The sequence below is a fragment of the Xanthomonas rydalmerensis genome (genome assembly GCF_033170385.1).
In the GTDB taxonomy this organism is placed as follows: Bacteria; Pseudomonadota; Gammaproteobacteria; order Xanthomonadales; family Xanthomonadaceae; genus Xanthomonas_A; species Xanthomonas_A rydalmerensis.
This window is the reverse complement of sequence record NZ_CP126170.1, coordinates 2,290,847-2,315,590: the sequence shown is the minus strand read 5'-3', so window position 1 is coordinate 2,315,590 and position 24,744 is coordinate 2,290,847. Positions and strand designations below refer to the sequence as shown.

At 67.9% G+C, this 24,744-nt stretch carries 18 protein-coding genes; 7 read left to right on the top strand and 11 right to left on the bottom strand.

The genetic code is table 11. The annotated features are described in order from the left end of the window. Nucleotides 1-2: 2 nt before the first annotated feature. Together QN245_RS09605 and QN245_RS09600 are read left to right on the top strand one after the other, a co-directional pair. A complete protein-coding gene (locus QN245_RS09605; protein WP_184647513.1) occupies nt 3-2,375 on the top strand; it encodes a 3-hydroxyacyl-CoA dehydrogenase/enoyl-CoA hydratase family protein in 2,373 nt (790 codons plus the stop codon). Nucleotides 2,376-2,540: 165 nt separating this feature from the next. Further along, nucleotides 2,541-3,746 carry an acetyl-CoA C-acyltransferase gene (locus QN245_RS09600; protein WP_017913732.1) on the top strand — a complete coding sequence of 402 codons (1,206 nt, stop codon included), beginning with the start codon at nt 2,541-2,543 and terminating at the stop codon, nt 3,744-3,746. A gap of 351 nt (nt 3,747-4,097) precedes the next feature. Here the strand turns inward: QN245_RS09600 and galU are convergent, their stop codons facing one another. From galU to cmk, 8 genes are all read right to left on the bottom strand, one after another. Then, the gene (galU, locus tag QN245_RS09595; protein WP_160960088.1) at nt 4,098-4,979 is read right to left on the bottom strand and encodes a UTP--glucose-1-phosphate uridylyltransferase GalU; all 882 of its coding nucleotides are present in this window, start codon (nt 4,977-4,979) and stop codon (nt 4,098-4,100) included. Continuing rightward, complete coding sequence (locus tag QN245_RS09590; protein WP_160969914.1) at nt 4,979-6,889, bottom strand: polysaccharide biosynthesis protein; 1,911 nt, start codon at nt 6,887-6,889, stop codon at nt 4,979-4,981. The genes galU and QN245_RS09590 overlap by 1 nt, the downstream gene beginning before the upstream one ends. Further along, complete coding sequence (locus tag QN245_RS09585; RefSeq protein ID WP_317845151.1) at nt 6,889-7,878, bottom strand: MraY family glycosyltransferase; 990 nt, start codon at nt 7,876-7,878, stop codon at nt 6,889-6,891. The genes QN245_RS09590 and QN245_RS09585 overlap by 1 nt, the downstream gene beginning before the upstream one ends. After that, nucleotides 7,878-9,056, bottom strand: coding sequence for a lipopolysaccharide assembly protein LapB (lapB, locus tag QN245_RS09580; protein ID WP_160947820.1), 1,179 nt, complete (start codon nt 9,054-9,056; stop codon nt 7,878-7,880). The genes QN245_RS09585 and lapB overlap by 1 nt, the downstream gene beginning before the upstream one ends. A gap of 6 nt (nt 9,057-9,062) precedes the next feature. Then, on the bottom strand, nt 9,063-9,359 hold the full coding sequence (locus QN245_RS09575) for a LapA family protein (protein ID WP_317845150.1): 297 nt from the start codon (nt 9,357-9,359) through the stop codon (nt 9,063-9,065). 73 nt (nt 9,360-9,432) lie between these two features. After that, entirely contained in the window at nt 9,433-9,738 is a 306-nt protein-coding gene (locus QN245_RS09570) for an integration host factor subunit beta (RefSeq protein ID WP_010342890.1), read from the bottom strand. 79 nt (nt 9,739-9,817) lie between these two features. Then, on the bottom strand, nt 9,818-11,497 hold the full coding sequence (gene rpsA / locus QN245_RS09565; RefSeq protein ID WP_010342889.1) for a 30S ribosomal protein S1: 1,680 nt from the start codon (nt 11,495-11,497) through the stop codon (nt 9,818-9,820). A 232-nt stretch (nt 11,498-11,729) separates the two neighbouring features. Further along, nucleotides 11,730-12,401, bottom strand: coding sequence for a (d)CMP kinase (gene cmk / locus QN245_RS09560; RefSeq protein ID WP_017913728.1), 672 nt, complete (start codon nt 12,399-12,401; stop codon nt 11,730-11,732). A gap of 172 nt (nt 12,402-12,573) precedes the next feature. Between cmk and ykgO the strand changes: the two genes are divergently transcribed. The 5 genes from ykgO (at nt 12,574) to QN245_RS09535 (ending at nt 16,831) form a co-directional block, all read left to right on the top strand. Then, complete coding sequence (ykgO, locus tag QN245_RS09555; protein ID WP_010342887.1) at nt 12,574-12,699, top strand: type B 50S ribosomal protein L36; 126 nt, start codon at nt 12,574-12,576, stop codon at nt 12,697-12,699. A gap of 127 nt (nt 12,700-12,826) precedes the next feature. Then, nucleotides 12,827-13,156 carry a hypothetical protein gene (locus tag QN245_RS09550; protein WP_184447856.1) on the top strand — a complete coding sequence of 110 codons (330 nt, stop codon included), beginning with the start codon at nt 12,827-12,829 and terminating at the stop codon, nt 13,154-13,156. 169 nt (nt 13,157-13,325) lie between these two features. Further along, complete coding sequence (locus QN245_RS09545) at nt 13,326-14,363, top strand: agmatine deiminase family protein (protein WP_184447855.1); 1,038 nt, start codon at nt 13,326-13,328, stop codon at nt 14,361-14,363. A 146-nt stretch (nt 14,364-14,509) separates the two neighbouring features. Continuing rightward, complete coding sequence (locus QN245_RS09540; RefSeq protein ID WP_160969924.1) at nt 14,510-15,394, top strand: carbon-nitrogen hydrolase; 885 nt, start codon at nt 14,510-14,512, stop codon at nt 15,392-15,394. Between the two features lie 144 nt (nt 15,395-15,538). Further along, entirely contained in the window at nt 15,539-16,831 is a 1,293-nt protein-coding gene (locus tag QN245_RS09535) for a TraB/GumN family protein (protein ID WP_425612930.1), read from the top strand. 107 nt (nt 16,832-16,938) lie between these two features. Here QN245_RS09535 and QN245_RS09530 read toward each other — a convergent pair whose 3' ends face one another. From QN245_RS09530 to QN245_RS09520, 3 genes are read right to left on the bottom strand one after another with little or no spacing between them, the layout of a single operon-like run. Continuing rightward, on the bottom strand, nt 16,939-20,016 hold the full coding sequence (locus QN245_RS09530; protein WP_184447853.1) for an efflux RND transporter permease subunit: 3,078 nt from the start codon (nt 20,014-20,016) through the stop codon (nt 16,939-16,941). Then, the gene (locus QN245_RS09525; protein ID WP_184447852.1) at nt 20,013-23,519 is read right to left on the bottom strand and encodes an efflux RND transporter permease subunit; all 3,507 of its coding nucleotides are present in this window, start codon (nt 23,517-23,519) and stop codon (nt 20,013-20,015) included. The genes QN245_RS09530 and QN245_RS09525 overlap by 4 nt, the downstream gene beginning before the upstream one ends. Beyond that, the gene (locus QN245_RS09520; protein ID WP_184447851.1) at nt 23,519-24,637 is read right to left on the bottom strand and encodes an efflux RND transporter periplasmic adaptor subunit; all 1,119 of its coding nucleotides are present in this window, start codon (nt 24,635-24,637) and stop codon (nt 23,519-23,521) included. The genes QN245_RS09525 and QN245_RS09520 overlap by 1 nt, the downstream gene beginning before the upstream one ends. Nucleotides 24,638-24,744: the final 107 nt, after the last annotated feature.

Genomic DNA, 24,744 nt, shown 5'->3' with positions numbered 1-24,744 from the left:
CTATGTCCAATCCCCTGCTCGTCCGCCGTGCCGCCGTCCTGGGCGCGGGCGTGATGGGTGCGCAGATCGCTGCGCACCTGACCAACGCCGGCGTCGACACCGTGCTGTTCGACCTCCCCGCCAAGGAAGGCCCCGCCGATGGCGTGGTGCTCAAGGCGATCGCCAACCTGACCAAGCTCAGCCCGGCGCCGCTGGCCAGCCCTGCCCTGGCCGAGGCCATCACCCCGGCCAACTACGACTCCGGCCTGGAGCAGCTGCGCGGCTGCGACCTGATCATCGAAGCCATCGCCGAACGCATGGACTGGAAACAGGACCTGTACAAGAAGATCGCGCCGTTCGTGGCCGACCATGCGGTGCTGGCCTCCAACACCTCCGGCCTGGGCATCAACGCCCTGTCCGACGTGCTGCCGGAGCAGCTGCGCCACCGCTTCTGCGGCGTGCACTTCTTCAACCCGCCGCGCTACATGCACCTGGCCGAGCTGATCCCGGCCAAGCACACCGAACCGGCGGTGCTGGAAGGCCTGGAAAGCTTCCTGGTCACCACCCTGGGCAAGGGCGTGGTCTACGCCAAGGACACCCCGAACTTCATCGGCAACCGCATCGGCGTGTTTTCGATCCTGTCCACCATCCACCACACCGAGCAGTTCGGCCTGGGCTTCGACGAGGTCGACGGCCTCACCGGCCCGCTGGTCGGCCGTCCGAAGTCGGCGACCTACCGCACCTCCGACGTGGTCGGCCTGGACACCATGGCGCACGTCATCAAGACCATGGGCGACACCCTGCCCAACGACCCATGGCATGCCTTTTTCAAGGCGCCGAAGTGGCTGGAAGCGCTGATCGGCAAGGGCGCGCTGGGCCAGAAGACCGGCGCCGGCATCTTCCGCAAGGTCGGCAAGGACATCGTGGTGCTGGACCTGCAGAAGCAGGACTACCGCCCGGCCGACCGCGCCGCCGCGCCGGACGTGGTCGAGATCCTGAAGATCAAGAACCCGGCCGAGAAGTTCGCCAAGCTGCGCGAGAGCCAGCATCCGCAGGCGCAGTTCCTGTGGGCGACCTTCCGCGATCTGTTCCACTACAGCGCCTACCACCTGGCCGACATCGCCGAGACCGCACGCGACGTGGACCTGGCGATCCGCTGGGGCTACGGCTGGGCGCTGGGTCCGTTCGAGACCTGGCAGGCCGCCGGCTGGAAGCAGGTCGCGCAGTGGATCGCCGACGACATCGCCGCCGGCAAGAGCATGAGCAGCGCGCCGCTGCCGAACTGGGTGTTCGACGGCCGCGACGGCGTGCATGCCGCCGAAGGCTCGTACAGCCCGGCGCGCGACGCCAAGCTGCCGCGCTCGGCGCTGCCGGTGTACAAGCGCCAGCGCTTCCCCGATCCGCTGCTGGGCGAGAAGTTCGCACAGGGCGAGACCGTGTTCGAGAACGACGGCCTGCGCATGTGGCACGACGGCGACGACATCGCCGTGGTCAGCTTCAAGACCAAGATGAACACCGTCTCCGACCAGGTGCTGGACGGCCTGCAGGAAGCGGTGGGCCGCGCCGAGAAGGACTTCAAGGGCCTGGTGCTGTGGCAGCACAAGGAGCCCTTCTCCGCCGGTGCCGACCTGGCCGGCGCGCTGGGCCTGCTGCAGGCCGGCAAGGTCGACGCGTTCGAGGCGATGGTCGCCAACTTCCAGGCCACCAGCCAGCGCATCAAGTACTCGCTGGTCCCCGTGGTCGCAGCGGTGCGTGGGCTGGCGCTGGGCGGCGGCTGCGAGTTCCAGATGCACAGCGCCAAGACCGTGGCCGCGCTGGAGAGCTACATCGGCCTGGTCGAGGCCGGCGTGGGCCTGCTGCCGGCCGGCGGCGGCCTCAAGGAGATCGCGGTGCGCGCGGCGCAGGCCGCGGGTCCGGGCGGCGACGTGTTCGCCGAACTAAAGAAGACCTTCGAAACCGTGGCCATGGCCAAGGTCTCGACCTCGGCGGTCAACGCCAAGGAACTGGGCCTGCTGCGCGGCACCGACAAGGTGGTGTTCAACAGCTACGAGTCGCTGTACATCGCCAAGGCCGAGGCGCGTGCCCTGGCCGAGGGCGGCTACCGCCCGCCGCTGCCGGCGCGACGCATCCAGGTCGCCGGCGACGTCGGCATCGCCACCTTCAAGATGCTGCTGGTCAACATGCTGGAAGGCCGCTTCATCAGCGAGTACGACTACGAGATCGCCACCCGCATCGCCACCGTGCTGTGCGGCGGCGAAGTCGACCGCGGCGCACTGGTGGACGAGGAATGGCTGCTCAAGCTCGAGCGCAAGCACTTCGTCGAACTGGCCCAGCAGGAGAAGACCCAGGCGCGCATCGGGCACATGCTCAAGACGGGTAAGCCGTTGAGGAACTGAGATTCGGGAGTCGGGATTGGGGATTCGTTACGGCGGATTCCCAATTCCTGATACCACCCTCGCCTCCCACCATTTATCAGCCGGGAAAAACGCATTCGACGCCGGGATCCGCTCTGACGAATCCCCAATCCCGAATCCCAAATCCCGGCTTTCGGAGAAAGCCAAATGAGCAAACAGATCCAGGAAGCCTACATCGTCGCCGCCACCCGCACCCCGGTCGGCAAGGCGCCCAAGGGCATGTTCCGCAACACCCGTCCCGACGACATGCTGGCGCACGTGCTGCGCGCGGTGGTGGCGCAGGCGCCGGGCATCGACACCTCGCGCATCGACGACGCGATCATCGGCTGCGCGATGCCCGAGGGCGAGCAAGGCATGAACGTGGCGCGCATCGGCGTGCTGCTGGCCGGGCTGCCGAACTCGGTGGCCGGGCAGACCATCAACCGCTTCTGCTCCTCGGGCATCCAGGCGGTGGCGCTGGCCGCCGACCAGATCCGCCTGGGCAACGCCGACCTGATGCTGGCCGGCGGCACCGAATCGATGTCGATGGTGCCGATGATGGGCAACAAGGTCGCGCTGTCGCCGAGCGTGTTCGCCGACGACCACGTGGCCATCGCCTACGGCATGGGCATCACCGCCGAGAAGGTGGCCGAGGAGTGGAAGGTGTCGCGCGAGGACCAGGATGCGTTCGCCCTCGCCTCGCACCAGAAGGCCATCGCCGCGATCGCCGCCGGCGAGTTCCGCGACGAGATCAGTCCCTACGAGATCCTCTCGCACCAGCCCGACCTGGCCGGCAACGTCATCGCCCTGCGCAAGAAGCTGGTCGACACCGACGAAGGCCCGCGCCCCGACAGCTCGATCGAAGGCCTGGCCAAGCTGCGCCCGGTGTTTCGCAACGGCCAGTTCGGCGGCAGCGTCACCGCCGGCAATTCCTCGCAGATGAGCGATGGCGCCGGTGCGGTGCTACTGGCCTCCGAGCAGGCGATCAAGGACTACGGGCTGACCCCGCTGGCCCGCTTCGTCAGCTTCTCCGTCGCCGGCGTGCGCCCGGAAGTGATGGGCATCGGCCCGATCGAGGCGATTCCGAAGGCGCTCAAGCAGGCCGGCCTGAGCAAGGACCAGCTGGACTGGATCGAGCTTAACGAAGCCTTCGCCGCGCAGTCGCTGGCGGTGATCCGCGACAGCGGCCTGGATCCGTCCAAGGTCAACCCGCTGGGCGGCGCCATCGCCCTGGGCCATCCGCTCGGGGCCACCGGCGCGATCCGCACCGCCACCCTGGTGCACGGCCTGCGCCGGCACAAGCAGAAGTACGGCATGGTCACCATGTGCATCGGCACCGGCATGGGCGCCGCGGGGATCATCGAGGCGCTGTAAGCGCACCACCTGGGCTCTTAGCCCCTCTCCCACCGGGAGAGGGGTTGGGGGGCCAAGCACGTGTGAAATAGACCATGCGGGTGCGCCCTACCCTCATCCGGCCCTGCGGGCCACCTTCTCCCGGAGGGAGAAGGAGCAGGACCTAGCCCCTCTCCCACCGGGAGAGGGGTTGGGGGTGAGGGTCCGGCATCAAGCGTTGCTGTACGAACAACGTACAAACAGAAAAGGCAGCCTCGCGGCTGCCTTTTCTGTTTGTCATCCGATTCAACCCACCTGGATCGAATCAGCGGCTTGACGTTCGGATCAGCACTCAGCCGGCGCGCCGCCCTGCAGCGGCGCGCGGCGCCAGCCTCACTCCTCGGCGAGCATCTGGGTGAGCTTCTCGCGCGCCGGCTTGGCCAGCTTCTTGTTCTCCAGCGCGAAACGGATCGTCGCCTCGACCAGGCCCAGGTGGGTACCGCAGTCGAAGCGGGTGCCCTCGAAACGATAGGCGTCGACTTCTTCGCTCTTCAGCAGCGCGGCGATGGCGTCGGTCAGCTGGATCTCGCCGCCGGCACCGGTGCCGGTGCTTTCCAGCAGTTCGAAGATCTTCGAGCTGAGCACATACCGCCCCACCACTGCCAGATCGCTCGGCGCGTCTTCCGGCTTGGGCTTCTCGACGATCTGCGCGATACGGCCCTTGCGGCCGTCGAACGCCTCGGTAGCCACGATGCCGTAGCTGGCGGTGTTCTCGTGCGGCACGTCTTCCACCGCGATCACGCTGGCGCCGCTGCGCTCGTTGAGATCGGCCATCTGCTTCAGCGCGCCGTCGCCACGGTTCCAGATCAGGTCGTCCGGCAGCAACACCGCGAACGGCTCGTCGCCGATCACCGACTTGGCGCACAGCACCGCATGGCCCAGGCCCAGCGCTTCGGCCTGGGTCACGAAGATCGCGCGCACGCCCTCGGGCAGCACGTGGCGGATCATTTCCAGCTGCTCGTGCTTGCCGGCACGCTCCAGCTTCTGCTCCAACTCGTAGGCCTTGTCGAAATAATCCGCGACCGCGTGTTTGTAGCGGTTGGTGACGAAGATCAGGGTGTCGCAACCGGCTTCGATCGCCTCGTCCACGGCGTACTGGATCAACGGCCGATCGATGATCGGCAGCATTTCCTTGGGAACGGTCTTGGTGGCGGGAAGGAAGCGGGTACCCAAACCTGCCACCGGGAATACTGCCTTGCGGATTCTCTTGCTCATCAGAGCCTTCTGGCCTCGCGTGCGGGGAATGGAACGATGGTAGCGGAGCCGTCGTGATCGCCTTGCTGACGCAGAGGAGCGAACTCCGGCATGGTCATGCGCAGCACCTTCTCGATGGTCTCGCTGTCGTAGTCGGCCACCGCCGCGCGCAACTGCTGCACGCCACGCAGCACGTCCTCGCGCGAGAAGCTGCGCACGCCGGCCTCCAGGATCTTCGGATGCGACGTCGGCCGATAGTTTTCGTCGGCGTAGAACAAGGTCTCGTGCAGCTTCTCGCCCGGACGCAGGCCGGTGTAGACGATGGCGATGTCGCGCCCGGGCTGCTTGCCCGCCAGGCGGATCATCTGCTCGGCGAGCAGGCGGATCGGTACCGGCTCGCCCATGTCCAGCGTGTAGATGGCGCCATGCGACGCCGACGCGGCCGCCTGCACGATCAACTGGCTGGCTTCGGGGATGGTCATGAAGTAGCGCGTCACCTGCGGATCGGTGACCGTCACCGGACCGCCCTGGCGGATCTGCTCGCGGAACAGCGGCACCACGCTGCCGGCCGAATCCAGCACGTTGCCGAAGCGCACAGTCACGAAGCGCGTGCTGACCGCCTGATCGTCCAGCGACTGGCACACCATTTCCGCGTAGCGCTTGGACGCGCCGAGCAGGTTGACTGGGTTGACCGCCTTGTCGGTGGAAATGAACACGAAGGTCGAGACCTTCGCCGCGACACAGGCACGCGCCACGTTCTCGGTGGCCAGCACGTTGTTGCGCACCGCCTCGCGACACTGCCGCTCCAGCAGCGGCACCTGCTTGTAGGCGGCGGCATGGAACACCGCGTCCGGCTCGGCCACCTTCATGGCGTGGCGGATCACCGCCGGATCGCCGCAATCGCCCAGCACGCAGTCGATCTCCAGATCTGGGAAGGTGCGGTGCAGGTCGGCATGGATGGTGATCAGCGCCAGTTCGTTGATCTCCAGCAGCACGATCTTGCGCGCGCCGTGACGCGCGCACTGCCGGCACAGTTCCGAACCGATCGAACCGCCGGCGCCGGTGACCAGCACCGTGCGCCCGGACAGCCAGCCCTTGATCAGCTTCCAGTCCGGTGTCACCGGCTTGCGCCCGAGCAGGTCCTCGATCGCGACCTCCTTCAGTTCGCCCGGCAGGTAGTGGCCCTCAAGGACGTCGACCAGCCTCGGCACAGTGCGGAACGGCAGGCCGGTGCTCTCGCAGATCGCCACCACCCGCTGCATGCCGGCCGCGTCCAGTGAGGGGATCGCGATGACCAGCAGCTTGGCCGCGGTTTCCTTGGCGATCGCGCCGGCTTCGTCGATGCGGCCCAGGATCGGCAGGCCTTGCAGCTTGGCGCCGTGCAGGTGGCCGGCGTCGTCGACGAAACCCACGGGCTGGTAGGCACCGGAGCGGCGCAGGTCGCGCACCAGTGCCTCGGCGGCACGGCCAGCGCCAACGATCAGCACGCGCCGCGCGGTGTCGTCCGAATGGGCGATCTGATAATCCTTCCAGGCGCGGTACAGCAGGCGCGGCGCGCCGAGCAGCGCCGACAACGCAAACGGATACACCATCAGCACCGACAGCGGGATCGCATCGAAGCGGCTGTAGGCCAGCCCCAGCACGATCGCCACCAGGCCATAGAAGCTGGCCTTGAAGATATTGAGCAGGTCGGGAACGCTGGCGAAGCGCCACAGGCCGCGATACAGGCCGACCTTCCAGAACACCAGCCCCTGCGCCACCAGCACGATGGCGGTGTTGAGGTTCCACAGCGGCAACGGATGCTCGCCAGGCAGCATGGTGTAGCGGGCAGCATGCAGCAGTTGCCAGCAGACCCAGACAATGGCCAGATCGTGGACGACCACGGAGGCCTTGGGAAACAGCTCGGTGAATCGGTCGCGCGTGGAAAGCATCAGTGATCCGTGAGAGTTCGGCGCATCCGGTTGCGCAAAGCCAGCCAAAGCACACCTGCCGAACAGAACCAGGCGATCGTCAGACCGGCCTGGACGCCCGCATCCAGGGGCCTGCCCAGCCGCGCGATTGTAATCGCGACGATGCTGAACAGACCGTAGGCGAGCGTGACGACAGTATGGCTACTGCCGGTGTGTACCCAACGCTGATAAAAATGTTGCGCGTGCGGTTGCCACCAACGTTCGCCCGCGAGCATGCGCGAGGCGAGCGTGAAGCCTGCGTCGATGGCGAAGGCCGACAGCGGCAATGCCGGCAGCCATGGTGCCTGCTCACCGGCCACCAGACACCAGGCGAACAGTGCGGCGATCAGGTAACCGAGTGCGCCACTGCCGACATCTCCGAGGAAAATGCGCGCCCGGGGATAGTTGAACGGCAGAAACCCCGCACAGGCGACCAGCAGCACCCAGCATGGCCACCGCAGCGGCGCCGGCAGCAACCAGGCGAATCCCATGGCCGCGATCATCGCCTGGCTGCAGGCCAGGCCATTGATGCCATCCATGAAATTCCAGATATTGATCAGCGAAACCGTTGCAAACCACACCAGCGCGACCACCCACAACGGTTGGCTCGCACTGTAGACAAGTGCAGCGAGCAGGGTCGCCGCCACCGCATGCACCAGCAATCGCAGCGCCGCCGACAGCGGCCGGTGGTCGTCCCACCAGCCGATGCCGGCGACCAGCAGCAGGCCGGCCGCGAAGGTGGCGATGCCGTCACCGTGCTGCGGCCATTGCAGCGCCGCCCAGCCGCAGGCGAGCAGGACTGCCGCCACGATCGCCACGCCGCCACCGCGCGGCGTCGCTACGGTATGGCTGCGCCGCTCGCCGGGCGCGTCCATCAGCTTGCGCTTGAGTGCGTAGCGGCGCGACAGCCAGGTGCCGGCCGCGCTGAATGCCCCGAGCGCCAAGAGCAGCGCGGCTCCTGCGATGGGCATTACACCACCGCGTAGTTGAGCAGCGGCTTGACCGTGCCCCACTCCTTGCAACTGGGGCATTGCCAGTGGTGGGTACGCGCACCGAAGCCGCAACGGGTGCAGCGGTAGCTGGGATTGCGCACCAGCAACTGGTCGGTGATGTGCTTGAGGTCCTGCAGGGTCGCGGTGGAGTCGGCGCCCTCGGCCAGGGTCAGGTCGATCAGCGCGGACTCGCCGCGCACCGACGGGCGGTCCTTGAGCTGCCGGCCGAGATAGGAGCGCGCGGCGGAAATACCTTCCTGCGACTCCATCAGACGGGTCAGCGCCAACACCGGGGCGATGCCGCGATAGTGCTCGGTCATCTCCGACAGGAACGCACGCGCGCCGCTGAGATCGTTGCCGCGCCGGTAGCAGTCCATCAGCGCAGGCATGATCTCCGGCAGGTAGTCCGGGTCGTGGCGGGCGGCGCGCTCGAAGGCGCGGATGGCGGCCTCGTCGTTGCCATCGTCGACGTCGATGCGTCCTTCCAGGATGCCGGCGCGCACCGACTTGGCATCGGCCTGGTAGGCACGCGCGATCGCCGCCCGCGCCAGGTCGTTCTTGCCCGACGCGCGATAGCGGTCGGCCAACTCGCATTCGAACTGGGCGATCAGCTTGCCCATCGGCTCGCCGGTCACCTCTTCGTAGCGGGTGGCGTTGTCGATGGCCTTTTCCCAGTCGCGTTCGGCCTGGTAGATGCCGATCAGGTGCTTGAGCGCCTGCGGCGCGCGCTGGTCGATCTGCGCCAGTTCGGTGAACACGGTTTCGGCGCGATCCAGCAGCCCCGACTTCATGTAGTCCTCGCCCAGCGCCAGCAAGGCCTGCACGCGCTGCGCGTCGCTCAGGTCGCCGCGCTGGACCAGGCCCTGGTGCAGGCGGATGGCGCGATCGACCTCACCGCGGCGGCGGAACAGGTGGCCCAGCGCGACCTGGGTCTCGAAGGTTTCCTTGTCCAGTTCGGCGATGTGCAGAAACAGCTCGATCGCCTTGTCCGGCTGCTCGTTGAGCAGATAGTTGAGGCCGCGGAAATAGGTACTGGAGAGCCGGCTGACCTGGGTATCGCCATGGCGCTGGCCGCCACGGCGGCCGATCACCCAGCCACTCAGCGCTGCCAGCGGCAGGAACAGGAAGAACCAGAACCACTCGGTCAGAAAGTCCATCGAAGATCAGCGTCCGTCCAAGGGCTGGGCATGGGAAGAAACCGGCGCGACGGCCGGGGTCGCGGCGTTCGCGGCCTTGTTGGCGCGACGCAGCTTGGCATACAGGGGGATCACCAGGGTCGCCAGGACCAGCGAAGCGCCGATCAGCACGCCGGCGAACAGCGAGACGATGATGGCGATGCCGGAGGTGGTGGCGATGCTGGAGAACACGAAGTTGATCTGGATCGGCTGCGAATTGAGCGACCCGATGACCAGGCCGGCCAACAGCAACACCAGCAGGATCAGCAGTCGTGCAATCTTCATGAGCAACTCCAGCGTCGGGAGACACTAGATTAGCCGAACAGGCGTGGATTCCGGCAAACGCCGGAAGCCGGACTCAGGGCGTGTCGGATTCGACCGGAACGACGCCGCTCACGCGCTCGCGCAGCTCCTTGCCGGGCTTGAAATGCGGCACGTGCTTGCCGGGAAGCGCGACGGACTCGCCGGTCTTGGGATTGCGTCCCAGGCGCGGCGGCCGGTAATGCAGGGAAAAGCTGCCGAAGCCGCGGATCTCGATGCGATCACCGCCGGACAGGGCGCCGCCCATCATTTCCAACAACGACTTCACCGCCAGATCGACGTCGTCCGACTTCAGATGCGCCTGCTTGCGCGCCAGGATTTCGATCAGCTCGGATTTTGTCATTGCGGATTCGTGCAGTGGGGTCGCAACCTGGCACGGCCCGGGAACACCGAGCCGTGCCAGTAACGCTGCGTGTGGCGGATTACTCGGACTTGTTGCCGTTCAGCTGTGCACGCAGCAGCGCGCCCAACTGGGTGGTGCCGCCCGACGCGGACTGGTATTCCTCCAGCACTTCGCGCATTTCGGCATCGTCCTTGGCCTTGATCGACAGCTGCAGGGTGCGGCCCTTGCGGTCCATGCCCACGAACTTGGCTTCGATCTTGTCGCCGACCTTCAGGTGCTGGCTGGCGTCGTCGACGCGCTCGTTGGCGATGTCGCGCGCGGCGACGTAGCCTTCGATGCCGTCGGCCAGGTCGATGGTGGCGCCCTTGGCGTCCACTTCACGCACCACGCCCTCGACCTTCGAGCCCTTCGGGTTGGCGGCCATGTACTGGCCGAACGGATCCTGCTCCAACTGCTTGACGCCCAGGCTGATGCGCTCACGCTCCGGGTCCACCGCCAGCACCACGGCTTCCAGCGTGTCGCCCTTCTTGAAGTTGCGCACGATGTCTTCGCCGGTGGTGTTCCAGCTGATGTCGGACAGGTGCACCAGGCCGTCGATGCCGCCGTCCAGCCCGATGAAGATGCCGAAGTCGGTGATCGACTTGATCTGGCCGGACACCTTGTCGTTCTTCTTGTGGGTGGCGGCGAAGGTCTCCCACGGATTGGCGGCGACCTGCTTCATGCCCAGCGAGATGCGGCGACGCTCCTCGTCCACGTCCAGCACCATCACTTCGACTTCGTCGCCGACCTGCACGACCTTGGACGGGTTGACGTTCTTGTTGGTCCAGTCCATCTCGGACACGTGCACCAGGCCTTCCACGCCCGGCTCGATCTCGACGAACGCGCCGTAATCGGTGACGTTGGAGACCTTGCCGAACACGCGGCTGTTGGCCGGGTAACGACGGGCGATGTTGTCCCACGGATCCTCGCCCAGCTGCTTCAGGCCGAGGCTGACGCGGTTACGCTCGCGATCGAACTTCAGCACGCGCACGTCCAACTCGTCGCCGACGTTGACCACTTCGGACGGATGGCGCACGCGCTTCCAGGCCATGTCGGTGATGTGCAGCAGGCCGTCGATGCCGCCCAGGTCCACGAACGCGCCGTAGTCGGTCAGGTTCTTGACCACACCCTTCAGGATCGCGCCTTCCTGCAGCTTGTCCATCAGCTGCTCGCGCTCTTCCGAGTGCTCGCTCTCGACCACCGCACGACGCGAGACCACCACGTTGTTGCGCTTGCGGTCCAGCTTGATCAGCTTGAACTCCAGTTCCTTGCCTTCCAGGTAGGCCGGGTCGCGCACCGGGCGCACATCCACCAGCGAACCGGGCAGGAACGCGCGGACATCCTTGATGTCCACGGTGAAACCACCCTTGACCTTGCCGCTGATGCGGCCGGTGATGGTCTCGTTCTTTTCCAACGCTTCTTCCAGCTCGTCCCACACCATGGCGCGCTTGGCCTTCTCGCGCGACAGCACGGTCTCGCCGAAGCCGTTCTCGAGCGAGTCGAGCGCGACCTTGACCAGGTCGCCTTCGGCGACGTCGATCTCGCCAGCGTCGTTACGGAACTGCTCGATCGGCACGATGCCTTCGGACTTCAGGCCGGCGTTGATCACCACCACGTCGCCGCGGACTTCCACGACGGTACCGGTGACGATGGCGCCGGGCTTCAGCTTGGCCAGATTGGCTTGGCTGGCTTCGAACAGTTCGGCAAAAGATTCGGTCATTTGAAATTACTCTAGTGGACACACGGACAGGGCGTTTTTCTTCTGGAAAAACAGCGACTGCCCACCTGTTAGTCGGCCCGAACAGCGGCCGGGTGTGGAATGGAAAAACCGCAGCGCGGGATTGCGCAGCGGAGCCTTTGACACTATCGGTGGAACCTGGATGTAGCGTGTTGCGAGAAACCGGTGGCATGCATGCCACCACCACTCTGCTGCCCTGCCCTGCGCACTGCTCTCAGACTGGCAACAACTGCAGGACGCGGCCCACCACCTGGTCGATGTCCATGCCGGTGGTATCGAGGAGGACGGCATCGTCTGCCGGCCTCAGCGGGGCCACCGCGCGTTGGGCATCGCGTGCGTCGCGGGCCATGATCTCGCGCAGCAGGTCGTCGAATATAACGGAAACCCCTTTTTCCTTCAACTGCTTATGCCGGCGCTGGGCGCGCTCCTCGGCGCTGGCGGTCAGGAACACCTTGTACGGGGCGTCCGGGAAAATCACCGTGCCCATGTCGCGGCCGTCGGCGACCAGCCCCGGCGGGGTGCGGAAGGCGCGCTGGCGCTGCTTCAGCGCCGCGCGCACCTCGGGAATGGCGGCAATCGCCGAGGCCACCGCGCCGGTGGTCTCCAGGCGCAGTTCGTCGGTGGCATCGGCGCCGTTGATCCGGACCCGCAGGCCGCCGCCGGCGACCTCGTCGAAATCCACCCGGGTGTCGAAGGTGCAGCGCACCAGGGCGGCGGCGTCGGAAATGTCCAGATTGGCCCAGCTGGCCGCGACCCCGACCGCCCGGTACAGCGCCCCCGAATCCAGGTAATGCCAGCCCAGGCGGGCGGCGACGATGCGGCTGACGGTGCCTTTGCCGGCCCCGGACGGGCCATCGATGGTCAGGACGGGAGCGGGCTCGTTCATGCGGTTCCTCGGACGGGGGGCGGCGCATTGTAGCGCCGACGCCAGCCCGACTGGCGCAAGCAGTTGAAACCATGAAGAAAACCAGGCTACAATCGCCGGCTTACTGATCCCGCGCCATGGTTTCGGCCGTGCCGCCCTCCTTCGAATCCACAAGTTTACGCCGAGGTGTGCCATGAAAGTCCTGTCCTCCCTGAAGTCGGCGAAGGCCCGTCACCGCGACTGCAAGGTGGTCCGCCGCCGCGGTAAGGTCTTCGTGATCTGCAAGTCCAACCCCCGTTTCAAGGCGCGCCAGCGCTGATCCGACCCGGCCTACCCTGCCGCGCTGCGCGCAGCGGTGGCCGGTCGTCGACGAAAGCCGCCTTCGGGCGGTTTTTTGTTGCCGAAGTTTGCTGTAATCGACGCTCGTCCTCTGGGGAGTACACGTGATGAAGCATCGTCTGTCCGTCCTGCCGCTGCTGGCCGTGTTGGGCCTGGCCGGCGGCGCCCACGCCGAGACCCTGCTGGTCGAGCGGGTCAAGGAAGAACCCGCGGCGGCGCTGCCGACCCGCGGCCTGAGCATGGCCCAGGTGCAGGCGCGCTACGGCGCCCCGCAGCAGAAGCTGGAGCCGCGTGGCGGCCAGAAGCGGCAATGGCCGACCATCAACCGCTGGGTCTATCCGGCCTTTACCGTCTACTTCGAGAAGCAGAAGGTGGTGGACGTGGTCGCCAACAAGGCCGACGCCAACGAGATCGGACCGAAGCCGGCGATCCGCTGACGTCGGTCCTGCGCCCGGTTGCGCGTGCGCCTGGCCGAACACCCCGGCGCTGCCGCTGGCGACCGTCCCGTCCCGTGGTCCTGCGCAACGCACCTGCGCCCGCCAGTGCAGGGATATGAACGACACACACCCTGGCGCGACGCCAGGCACAACCTGAGTACTGGTCGCAATGACTGATCGCCTTCGCCTTCCCGCAGAATGGGAACCGCAGTCCGCCATCCTTATCGCCTGGCCGCATGCCGGCACCGACTGGGCCGAGCGCCTGGCCGAGGTCGAGGAGACCTACATCGCCCTGGTCGCGGCGATCGTGCGCTTCCAGCGGGTGCTGATCTGCGTGGCCGACGCCGACCTGCAGATCTATGCCGAGGCGCGGCTGCGCTCGGCGCGTGTGGACATGCAGCGGGTGCGCTTCGTCGAGGCCGAGTACGACGACACCTGGCTGCGCGATTCCGGCCCGATCACCCTGGCGCGCGCCGGCGGCGGCTTCCAGTTGCTGGATTTCCGCTTCACCGGCTGGGGCGGCAAGTTCCAGGCCAGCCGCGACGACCAGTTGGTGGGCGTGCTGGCCGAGCAAGGCCTGTTCGCCGACAGCGACGTGCGCCGCATCGATTTCGCCCTGGAAGGCGGCGCCATCGACTGCGACGGTGCCGGCACCCTGCTGACCACCTGGCAGTGCCTGCACGAGCGGCATCCGCAGCGCAGCCGCGAATCGCTCAGCCACGACCTGGCCGACTGGCTGGCGCAGCAGCGCGTGCTGTGGCTGGATCACGGCTATCTGGAAGGCGACGACACCGACGCGCACATCGACACCCTCGCCCGCTTCGCCAGCCCCGACGCGATCGTTTACCAGGCCTGCGACGACGCCGGCGATTCGCACTACGCCGAGCTGCAGGCGATGGGCGCCGAACTGGCCGCATTGCGTACCGCCGACGGCGTGCCTTATCGGTTGTTTCCGCTGCCGTGGGCGCAACCGGTGATCGACGATGGCCGGCGCCTGGCCGCGTCCTATGCCAATTTCCTGATCGTCAACGGTGCGGTGCTGATGCCGGCCTACGGCGACGCGTCCGATGCGCAGGCGCAGGCGGTAATGGCGCAGGCCTTCCCGCAGCACGAGATCGTGCCGATCCCCTGCCGCGCGCTGATCTGGCAGAACGGCAGCCTGCACTGCATCACCATGCAGCTGCCGGCCGGATTGCTGGCGGACTGAGCCGCCGCGCCTGCGCCGCACGCCGGCGCAGCGCCGACCACACCACCCGCGCCGCCGCCACGCGCAGCGCGGGATTCATCTCCCTGGAACCTGCCGCGCGGCCATCCGCGCTACCATGCCGGTTTACCGCGAACCTTGATTCCGCAATGACCCGAACCACTCTTTCCGTCGCGCTGATCCAGGAGCGCAACCACGGCGACGCCGCGGCGAACCTGGCAGCGATCGAATCGCGTGTGGCCGAGGCCGCCGCGCAGGGCGCGCAGTTGGTGCTGCTGCAGGAACTGCACAACGGCGCGTACTTCTGCCAGCACGAGTCGGTGGACGAATTCGACCTGGCCGAGCCGATTCCCGGCCCCAGCACCGAGCGCCTGGGCGCCCTGGCCAAGCGCCACGGTGTGGTTCTGGTCGGCTCGCTGTTCGAGCGCCGCGCCGCCGGGCTGTACCACAACACGGCGGTGGTGTTCGAAAAGGACGGCAGCCTGCTGGGCAAGTACCGCAAGATGCACATCCCCGACGATCCGGGCTTCTACGAGAAGTTCTACTTCACCCCGGGCGATCTGGGCTTCACCCCGATCCAGACCTCGGTCGGCCGCCTCGGCGTGCTGGTGTGCTGGGACCAGTGGTACCCGGAAGCGGCGCGACTGATGGCGCTGGCCGGCGCCGAACTGCTGCTGTATCCGACTGCGATCGGCTGGGATCCCAACGACGAACAGGCCGAACAGGAACGCCAGCGCGATGCCTGGATCCTCAGCCATCGCGGCCATGCGGTGGCCAATGGCGTGCCGGTACTGAGCTGCAACCGGGTCGGCCACGAGCCCTCGCCGCTGGGCGCGTCGGGCATCCAGTTCTGGGGCAACAGCCACGTGCTCGGCCCGCAGGGCGAGTTCATCGCCGAGGCCGGTGGCGAGCCGACCGTGCTGGTCTGCGACGTGGACCTGCAGCGCAGCGAGCACGTTCGGCGAATCTGGCCGTTCCTGCGCGACCGCCGCATCGATGCCTACGGCGACCTGCTGAAGCGCTACATCGACTGACCCGCAGCGCCGTGCCGGGTCTTCGCCTGTGCGGCGCCGCTCCCTGCGGCGCAGCGCGCCCCGGCCGCAGGCGCCCATGCCGGTCGCGGCCAATGCCCTCACCCCCCTGCCTGCTGAGCCCCGGCGCTGCCGAGGCGCCCTCCGATGAGTGATGGAATGAACGAACTTTCCCAGGCCGACGGCGACGACGCGCTGTTCGACGGCCAGCCGTACCGCATCGTCGAACGCGACGGCATCCGCTACACCCTGCTCGGCACCGCGCACGTGTCCCTGGCCAGCGTCGCCGCCGTGGAACGGGCGATCGGCAGCGGCCGTTTCGACGCGGTGGCGGTGGAACTGGACCCGCAGCGCCTGCAGGCACTGACCGATCCGGACGCACTGACCAAGCTGGACCTGGTGCAGGTGATCCGCAAAGGCCGCGTGGCCCTGTTCGCCGCCAACCTGGCGCTGGCCGCCTACCAGCGGCGCCTGGCCGAGCAACTGGGCATCGAGCCCGGCGCCGAGCTCAAGCGCGCGGTGCTGCTGGCGCGCGAACGGCAGTTGCCGGTGTACCTGGTCGATCGCGAAGTCGGCCTGACCTTCAAGCGCGCCTCCAGCCGGCTCGGCTTCTTCGGCAAGCTGAAGCTGGCCAGCGGCCTGCTCGGCGGCCTGTTCGCCTCCGACGAGGTCGGCGAGGCGGAGATCGAGAAGCTCAAGCAGGGCGACATGCTCGAGGCCAGCTTCGGCGACTTCGCCAGCGAAAGCCCGGCGCTGTACGACACCATCATCGCCGAGCGCGACCGCTACATGGCCACGCGTCTGCGCGAGGAACAGGCGCAACAGCGCGCGCTGCCGCTGGCCGGCAACGCCGAGCCACTGGACGGCTCCACCGGTGCCGGCGTGCGCGAGGTACTGGCGGTGGTCGGTGCGGGCCACCTGGCCGGCCTGGCGCGGCACCTGCAGGGCGACCAGGACGATCCCGCGACGCTGCGCAAGGCGCTGGAAGAGGTGCAAACCAAGAAGAAGGTGCCGTGGATCACCCTGACCCTGACCGCGCTGGTGCTGGGCGGCGTGGCCTGGGGCTACTGGCATGGCGGCTTCGCCCTGGGCACCGACCTGTTGCTGCAGTGGGTGTTGTTCACCGGCGGTCTGGCCGGGCTGGGTTGCATCCTGGCCGGCGGCCATCCGCTGAGCGTGATCGCCGGCGCCATCGCCGCGCCGCTGAAGCCGTTCCGCCCCGGCGTGCCGGCCGGTGCGTTCAGCGCCCTGGTCGAAGTGCACATGCGCAAGCCGGCCTATGGCGACTTCCTGGCGCTGCGCGACGATGCGCAGAACCTGCGCGGTTGGTATCGCAACCGCGTCTCGCGCGTGGTGCTGACCTTCCTGCTGACCAACCTGGGCAGCATGCTCGGCGTGTGGCTGGCCGGCTTCCGCATCTTCGGCAAGCTGGCGGGTTAAACCAGCCGAAGCATTGACCTCGTAGGAGCGGCTTCAGACGCGACGGGCCTTCCCTGGGACGCCTGTCGCGGCTGAAGCCGCTCCTACGAAAAGCTCCTACGAAAAGCTCATGCGGCTTGCGGTGCGGCGACACCACGCGCGCGCTGCACCAAGCCCGCCGCGCCATTGCTGAGATCGTCGAGCATCGCGTAGATGGTCGGCAGAAACAGCAGGCTGACCACGGTCGAGAACGCCAGGCCGCCAGCGATGGCGCGGGCCATCGGGTAGTAGGCCGGACCGTCGCCGAACATCTGCGTGGTGGTCAGCGAGATCGGCACCATCGCCAGGATCGCCGTGCCCATGGTCATCATGATCGGCCGCAGGCGCTCGCGCGAGCCTTCGATCAGCGCCTCGGTGCGGCCGAGGCCGCGCCGGCGCAGATTGTTGATGTGCTCGATCATCACGATGCCGTTGTTCACCACCACGCCCATCAGCACCAGGATGCCGATGAAGGCCATGATCCCGAAGCTGGTGCCGGTGATCCAGAACAGCCAGAACACGCCGAACACCGAGAACAGCACGCCGCTCATGATCGCCGCCGGGAACAGCAGCGATTCGAACACCGCGGCCATCACCACGTAGATCATCAGCAGCGCGATCAGCAAGTTGAACAGCATCTGCTGGCTGGCCTGGTCGTCGTCCTGACCGTCCGCACCGTCGAAGCTGTAGCGGTAGCCGACCGGGAAGCTGACCGCCTTGAGCGTGTCCTCGATCGCCTGCTTTGCTTCCGGCGCGGTGACCTTGGCGCCGAGATTGGCGGTGATGGTCAGCGTGGTCTGGCGGTTGGTGCGGGCGATCTGGGTCGCGGCCGCGCGCGGTTGCGTCTCGACCAGGCTCAGCAGCGGCACGCTGCGCCCGTCCTGGGTGCGCACGTTGAAGCTGTCCAGATCCTCCGGCGAGGTTTGCTCGGCGCCGGCGAAGCGCACCCACACCGGCACCTCGTTGTCGCCGTGGCGGAACTCGCGCAAGGAGGCGCCACGCAGCGCCAGGCCGACGAAGCTGGCAACCTGCTCGGCGCTGAAGCCGAACGCGGCGGCACGCTCGCGGTCCACCCGCACGGCCAGTTCGGTGCTGCGGTCGCCGCTGTCCACGCGCACGTCGCGCAGTTCCTTGCGCCGCGCCAGCACCGGCACCACGTCGTCGGCCAGCGCGCGCAGCGCCTCGGTGGAATCGCCGACCAGTTGCACCTGCACGGTCTGCCCGCCGCCGTTGCCGCCATCGCCGCCGTTGCTGTTGCCGACGTGGAAATCCACCCGCGCCGAGCGCGGCAGTTCCTTGCGGATGCGTTCCATCAGCGCCGGCAGGTCGCGGACCTGCTTCAGGTCCACGGTCAGCGTGGTGCTGCTGCCCTCCTCCTCGCTGAACCAGGAATACACCTGGGTCACGTGGTATTGCGCGCGGCGCGCATCGATGAAGCGTTCGAGCCGGGTCACTTCCTCGGCCATCTGTTCGCGCGTGTAGGCGCCCTTCCATTGGTAGCCGATGAAGACCTGCTCGCCGCCGTCGCCGCCGAACATGTCCTTCTTGGTCTGCATCATCGGGATCACGCTCAGCGCGCTGATCAGCACGATCGCGCTCACGCTCCAGCCGCGGTGCGCCAGCGACCAGGCCAGCACCCGCGCGTAGCGGCGCTGCAGGCGCGGGATCAGTCCGTGCGGGGAATGCACCAGCGCCGGGGTGCGCATGCGCGCCGACAGCATCGGGATCAGGCTCACCGCCACCAGCCACGACGCCAGCAGCGACACCGAGATGGTGATGGCGATCTGCGACATGAAGATGCTGATGTTGTTGGTCTCGCCGAACAGGTTCGGTACGAACACGATGCAGTGGCACAGGGTGCCGGCCGACAGCGCGATGGCAACGTTGCGGGTGCCGACGATGGAGGCGCGCTGCGGCTGGTCGGGCATGCGCTCGCGCTCCTGGTAGATGCTCTCCACCACCACCACGGCGTTGTCCACCAGCATGCCGACGGCCAGCAGCAGGCCCATCATGGTCAGGATGTTGAGGGTGACCCCGGCGAAGTACATGAAGCCCAGGGTGATGGCGAAGCAGATCGGGATCGCCAGGGTCACCATCAGCGTCGACGGCCAGTGGCGCAGGAAGAAGAACAGCACCGTCACCGACAGCAGCAGGCCCACCGCGCCGGCTTCGGCCAGTTCCGCCAGCGACGAGGTCACCGCCTTGCCCTGGTTGTCGATGACCTTGATCTGCACGTCGCTCAGCGCCGGCTGCTTGCGGATCTGCTCGACCTCGGCCAACACCGCGCGCGAGACCTCGACTAGGTTGGCGCTGCGCTCCTTGAACACGTCCAGGCCCACCGCCGGGCGTCCGTCCAGGCGCCGGCCGTAGCTCATCCGGGTCGGCTTGAGCCGCACCTCGGCGATGTCGCCCAGGCGCAGGCCCTTGCTGTCGATGACCAGATCGCGCAGTTCCTGCAGGTCGCGCAGTTCGCCGATCGGCTGCACCCGCAGGCGCTGGCCGTTGTCGTCGATCTGCCCGGCCGACAGCGAGAAGTTGAGCTTGCCCAGGCGCTCGCTGAGCTGGTTGAGGCTGAGGTTGTGCGCGCTGAGCCGGTCCGGGGCGATGGCGATCTCGACCTCGTTCGGCGGCGCGCCGGACACCGACACCTTGGCCACGCCGGGAATGCGTTCCAGGCGGCGCTTGAACTCGCGATCGAGCATGTCGTAGGCGCCGGTCAGGTCGGCCGCGCCGGCCAGGCGCACCTTGAGCACCGGCTGGTCGCTGCTGGACCACTTGAACACGTTGTAGCGCCGCAGGTCCGCCGGCAGATCGGCGCGGATCGCGTCGATGCGCTCGCGCGCGTCGGAAGCGGCGATGGCGATGTCGCGGTCCCAGTCGGAGAACTCGATGAAAATGTTGGCGCCGTCGGCGGTGGCGGTCGAGCGCATGCGCTTGATCCCGGTCATCGTCGCCAGCGCTTCCTCGGTCGGCCGCACCAGGTTGCGCTCGACCTCGTCCGGGGTCGAGCCGGTGTACGGCAGCTGCACGAACAGGAACGGCGCGGAGATGTCCGGCAAGGCCTCCAGCGGCAGGCGGAAGGCCGCGATCAGCCCGACCACCACCAACGACACGAAGCACATGATGGTGGTGACCGGACGGCGGATGCTGAACTCGGCGACGCTCATGCCGGTGCGCCCTCACCGTCCTGCAAGCGCTGCTCGCCGTGCTCGCGCTGCCGCGCGCGCCGTCCGCGCTCGGCGTAGTACGCGTCGGCGCGGCGATCCAGGCGGTCGTAGACCACCGGGATCACCAGCAGGGTCAACAGCGTCGACACCAGCAGCCCGCCGATCACGGTGATCGCCATCGGCGCGCGCACCTCGGCGCCCTCGCCACTGGCGATCGCCAGCGGCAGGAAGCCGAACAATGTGCACAGCGTGGTCATCACGATCGGCCGCAGTCGCGAGCGCGCCCCTTCGATCAGCGCGGCGCGCTTGGCCACGCCCTCCTCGCGCAACTGGTTGACCTTGTCGATCAGGATGATCGCGTTCTTGGTCACCAGGCCCACCAGCAGGATCAAGCCGATGAACACCACCACCGACACCGGCTTGCCGGTCAGCAGCAGCGCCAGCACCGCGCCGACCAGCGCCAGCGGGATGGTGAACAGGATGACGAACGGATGCAGCAGCGACTCGAACTGCGAGGCCATCACCAGGTACACCAGGAACACCGCCAGGCCGAACGCGAACAGCAGCGAGCGCGCCGATTGCGCCAGTTCCTCGCCCTGCCCGCCGATGTGCATGCCGACGCCGGCGCCGAGCGGATCGCGCGCCACCATCGCGCCGACTTCGCGTACCGCGCCGCCCAGGTCGATGTCGCGCAGGTTGGCCGAGACGATCGCCACGCGGATCTGGTCGGCGCGGTGGATTTCGCTGGGCCCGGTGGTGGCGACGACGTCGGCGACCGCGTCCAGGGTCACCGGCCGGCTGCTGCCCGGATTGACGATCAGCCGGCGGATGCTGTCGACGCTGGAGCGGTCGCTCTGCTGCGCGCGCACCAGCACGTCGATCTTGCGGTCGCGGAAGCTGTAGCGGGTGGCGACGTCGCCGCGCACCTTCTTCACCACCACGTCGGCGATCTGCCGCGTGGTCAGGCCCAGCGCGCCGGCGCGCTCCTGGTCGAAGCGGATCTGGATCTCCGGGAAGCCCTCCTCCACCGTGGATTTGACGTCGGCGAAATGGCCGTTGCCGCGCAGCAGCGCCGCCAGTTTCTGCCCGGCGTGCTGGATGGTCTGCAGATCCTGGCCGCGCAGTTCGATCTCCAGCGGCGTGGAGAAACTGAACAGCTCGGGCCGGCTGAAACCGACCTGCACGCCCGGGTGGTTACGCATCGTCGCGCGCATGCGCTCGCTCTGCTGCGCCTCGAACTGCGCACTGCCGCCGCCGGCCATGGCGATGGTCAGCTTGCCGATGTTCTCGCCGCTCTCGGTGGGGCTTGCGTCGAGCCGGGTGCCGCTGCCGCTGACCCCGTACAGCGCCTGCACGCCCGCATCCTTGCCGTGGACCTCCTGCAGTTCGCGCACCAGCGCGTCGGTCTGCCGCAACGGCGTACCGGCCGGCAGTTTCACGGTCATCTCGAAGCGGTCCTGCGCCAGCTGCGGGATCAGGTCGGCGCCCAGCAGCGGCGCCACCGCCAGCGTCGCGGCGAAGGCCAGCGCCGCCAGCCCCAGCACCCAACCCGGACGCGCCAGCGCGCCCGGCAACAGCCGCAGGTAGCCGCGCTCGGCCAGCGCGTACGGCGCCATCGCCAGGTCGCTGGCCTTGCGCATCACCGGCGCGACCACCGCCATCGCGCCGCGCCACAGCCGCACGCACGACCAGGCCACGCCGAAGCACACGCCGCGCACCGCCGCACCGGCACCGCGGCGGCTCCAGGCCAGCGGCTTCAGCCAGCCGCGCTGCGGCTGCCAGCGCGGCGCCGCCGGCTCCACCGGGAACGCCAGCGGCGGGCGGCCCTTCAGCGAACTGAGCATCGGGATCAGGGTCATGGACACCACCAGCGAGATCGCAATGGCGATCGCCACGGTCAGCGCCTGGTCGCGGAACAGTTGCCCGGCCACGCCTTCCACGAACACCAGCGGCAGGAACACCGCGATCGTGGTCAGGGTCGAGGCGACCACCGCCATGCCGACCTCGCGGGTGCCGACGATCGCCGCATCGAGCACGCTCAGGCCGCGCTCGCGCGCCTTGGCGATGCTTTCCAGCACCACGATCGAGTCGTCCACCACCAGGCCGGTGGCCAGCGCCAGCCCGCCCAACGACATCACGTTGAGGCTCAGCCCGAGCTGGCCCATGAAGAAGAACGTGGTCACGATCGACACCGGCAGCGACAGGCCGATCACGAACGTGCTCCAGCCGTCGCGCAGGAACAGGAAGATGATCAGGATCGCCAGCAGGCCGCCGATCACCGCATCCTTCTTTACGTCGCCGATGGCGTGCTCGATGAAGCGCGACTGGTCTTCCAACGTGGTCAACTCGGCGTCGGCCGGGATCTGCGCCTGCAGCTGTTCCAGGCGCTTGCGCAGCGCCGCGGCGGTGGACACGGTGTTGGCGTCGCCTTCCTTGTAGATGGCCAGTTCCACCGCTTCCTTGCCGCCCAGGCGGATGATCGCCTCGCGCTCCTTGTAGCCCTGCCGCACCTGCGCCACGTCCTTGAGCCGGATCGGCATGCCGCCGGCGACTATGGTGGTCGTGCTGGACGTCGCGCTCTGCGCTGCCGACGCGGCCGCGATCGCGGCTTCCGAACCGGTGGAGGCGGCGATCGCATACATCTGCTGCAAGGCCGCGTCCGCCGCGTTGCCGCCGGCGCCCTGGGTGGTGAGCAACAGGTTGCGGATCTCGTCCAGGTCGGCGAACTGATTGACCGTGCGCACCAGGTAGCGCTGCGTGCCCTGCTCCAGGCGCCCGCCGGAGAGATTGACGTTCTCGTCCTTGAGCCGCGCGATCACCGTGTCGATCGGCATGTTGAGCTGCGCCAGCCGCTGCTGGTCGATATCCACCTGGATCTCGTCCTCCAGGCCGCCGCCGACCTTGACCGCGGCCACGCCCGCCACCGGCTCCAGCTTCTTCTTCAGATCCTCGTCGGCGTAGCGGCGCAACTGGGTCAGCGCGCGCACCGCCTCGGCGTCGCTGTGCGCGGCGGTCTTGCTCGACAGCACCAGGCGCATGATCGGCTGGGTGGACGGATTGAAGCGCAGCAGCACCGGCGCCTTGGCCTCCAGCGGCAGCGACAGCGCCTCCATCTTGTCGCGCACCTCCAGGCTGGCCTGGTCCATGTTGGTGCCCCAGGCGAACTCCAGCACCACGTCGCTCTGCCCGGTGCGCGACACCGACTTGAGCTTGCGCAGGTTCTTGACCACGCCGACCGCTTCCTCCACCGGCTCGGTCACCAGCGTCTCGATCTCCGACGGCGCGGCGCCGGCGTATTCGGTGCGCACGGTCAGGGTCGGATAGCTCAGGTCCGGCAGCAGGTTCACCTTGAGCCCGTGCAGCGCGATCGCGCCGAACAGCAGCATGGTCAGGGTGATCATCGCGATGGTCACGCGGCGGCGGGTGGCGAATTCCACCAGGCCGCCGCCGTGCGCAGCGGCGGGCGCAGGCGGCGCGTGCGCGTCGGGATCGGCGCCGTGCATCAGCGCGCTCCGGCGGCGGTGGCCGGCGCGGCGTCGGCGACCTCGCGCTGCGGCGCGATCACCTGCACGCGGCTGCCGTCGCGCAGCGCGACCTTGCCGGCGGTGACCACCTGGTCGCCGGGCTGCAGGCCCTGGCGGATCTCCACCCACGGCCCTTCGGCATAGCCCAGCATCACCGGCACCCGCGCGACCTTGCCGGCGACCACGCGGAACACCGCCGGCTCACCATCGTCGAGCAACGCCAGCCGCGGCACCACTAGCGCATCGGCGCGCTGGTCGTAATCGATGCGGATGCGCCCGAACATGCCCGGCTGCAGCGCCTGCGCGCCCTCGTCGAAGGCGCAGACCACGCGGAAGGTACCGCTGCCGGCATCCACCACCGGCGCGATGCGGTCGACCCGGCCGCGGAACTGCTTGCCCGGCAGCGCATCGGCCAGCAGGGTCACCGGCTGCCCGGTCTTGAGCGTGGCCAGTTCGCGCTCGGGCACGTTGAGCGTGGCCTCCAGGCGCGAATCGTCGACGATGCGGAAGATCGGCGTGTTGATCTGCACGAAGTTGCCGGTCTTGATCGAGCGCGAGGCGATCACCCCGGAGATCGGCGCCGTCACCGTCGCGTATGAAAGTTCCAGCGACGCCAACTGGTGTTGTGCGCGCACGTTAGCCAGGTCGTACTTGATCTGGTCGACGTCGGCGGCGCTGACCAGTTGCTGGCCCACCAACTGCTGCGAGCGCCGGTAGTTGTTCTCCAGCTTGCGCAACTGCGCCTCGCTCTGCGCCAGCGCCAGCCGCGCACGGTCCGGGTCCAGCCGCACCAGCGGCTGCCCGGCGCGCACCTGCTGGCCCTCCTCGGCCAGCACCGCCAGGGCCACGCCGGAGGTCTTGGCCACCACCTGCGATTCGGCGCGGGCTTCCAGCGCCGCAGTGCCGCTGTAGCTGGCCGCCACCGCGCGGCGGCTGGCCACGGCCACCTCCACCGGCACCGCCTCCGGCGCCTTCTCGCTGTCGGCGGCCTTGGCCTTGGCTTCGGCGGCCGGTTTGCAGGCGCTGAGCAGCAGCGTGGTGGTGACCAACAGCGCGGCAGCGCAACTGGCAGTGCGGCGCGTGAGCGGTCGCGTCATCGTCGTATCCCCGGTGGATGGCGTGAATGGTGTTGTAGATAAGTAGATCACCAATCGACACCATGCCGAATGCCCCAAAGGTCACGGGTCCCTCGCCACGGCCAGTT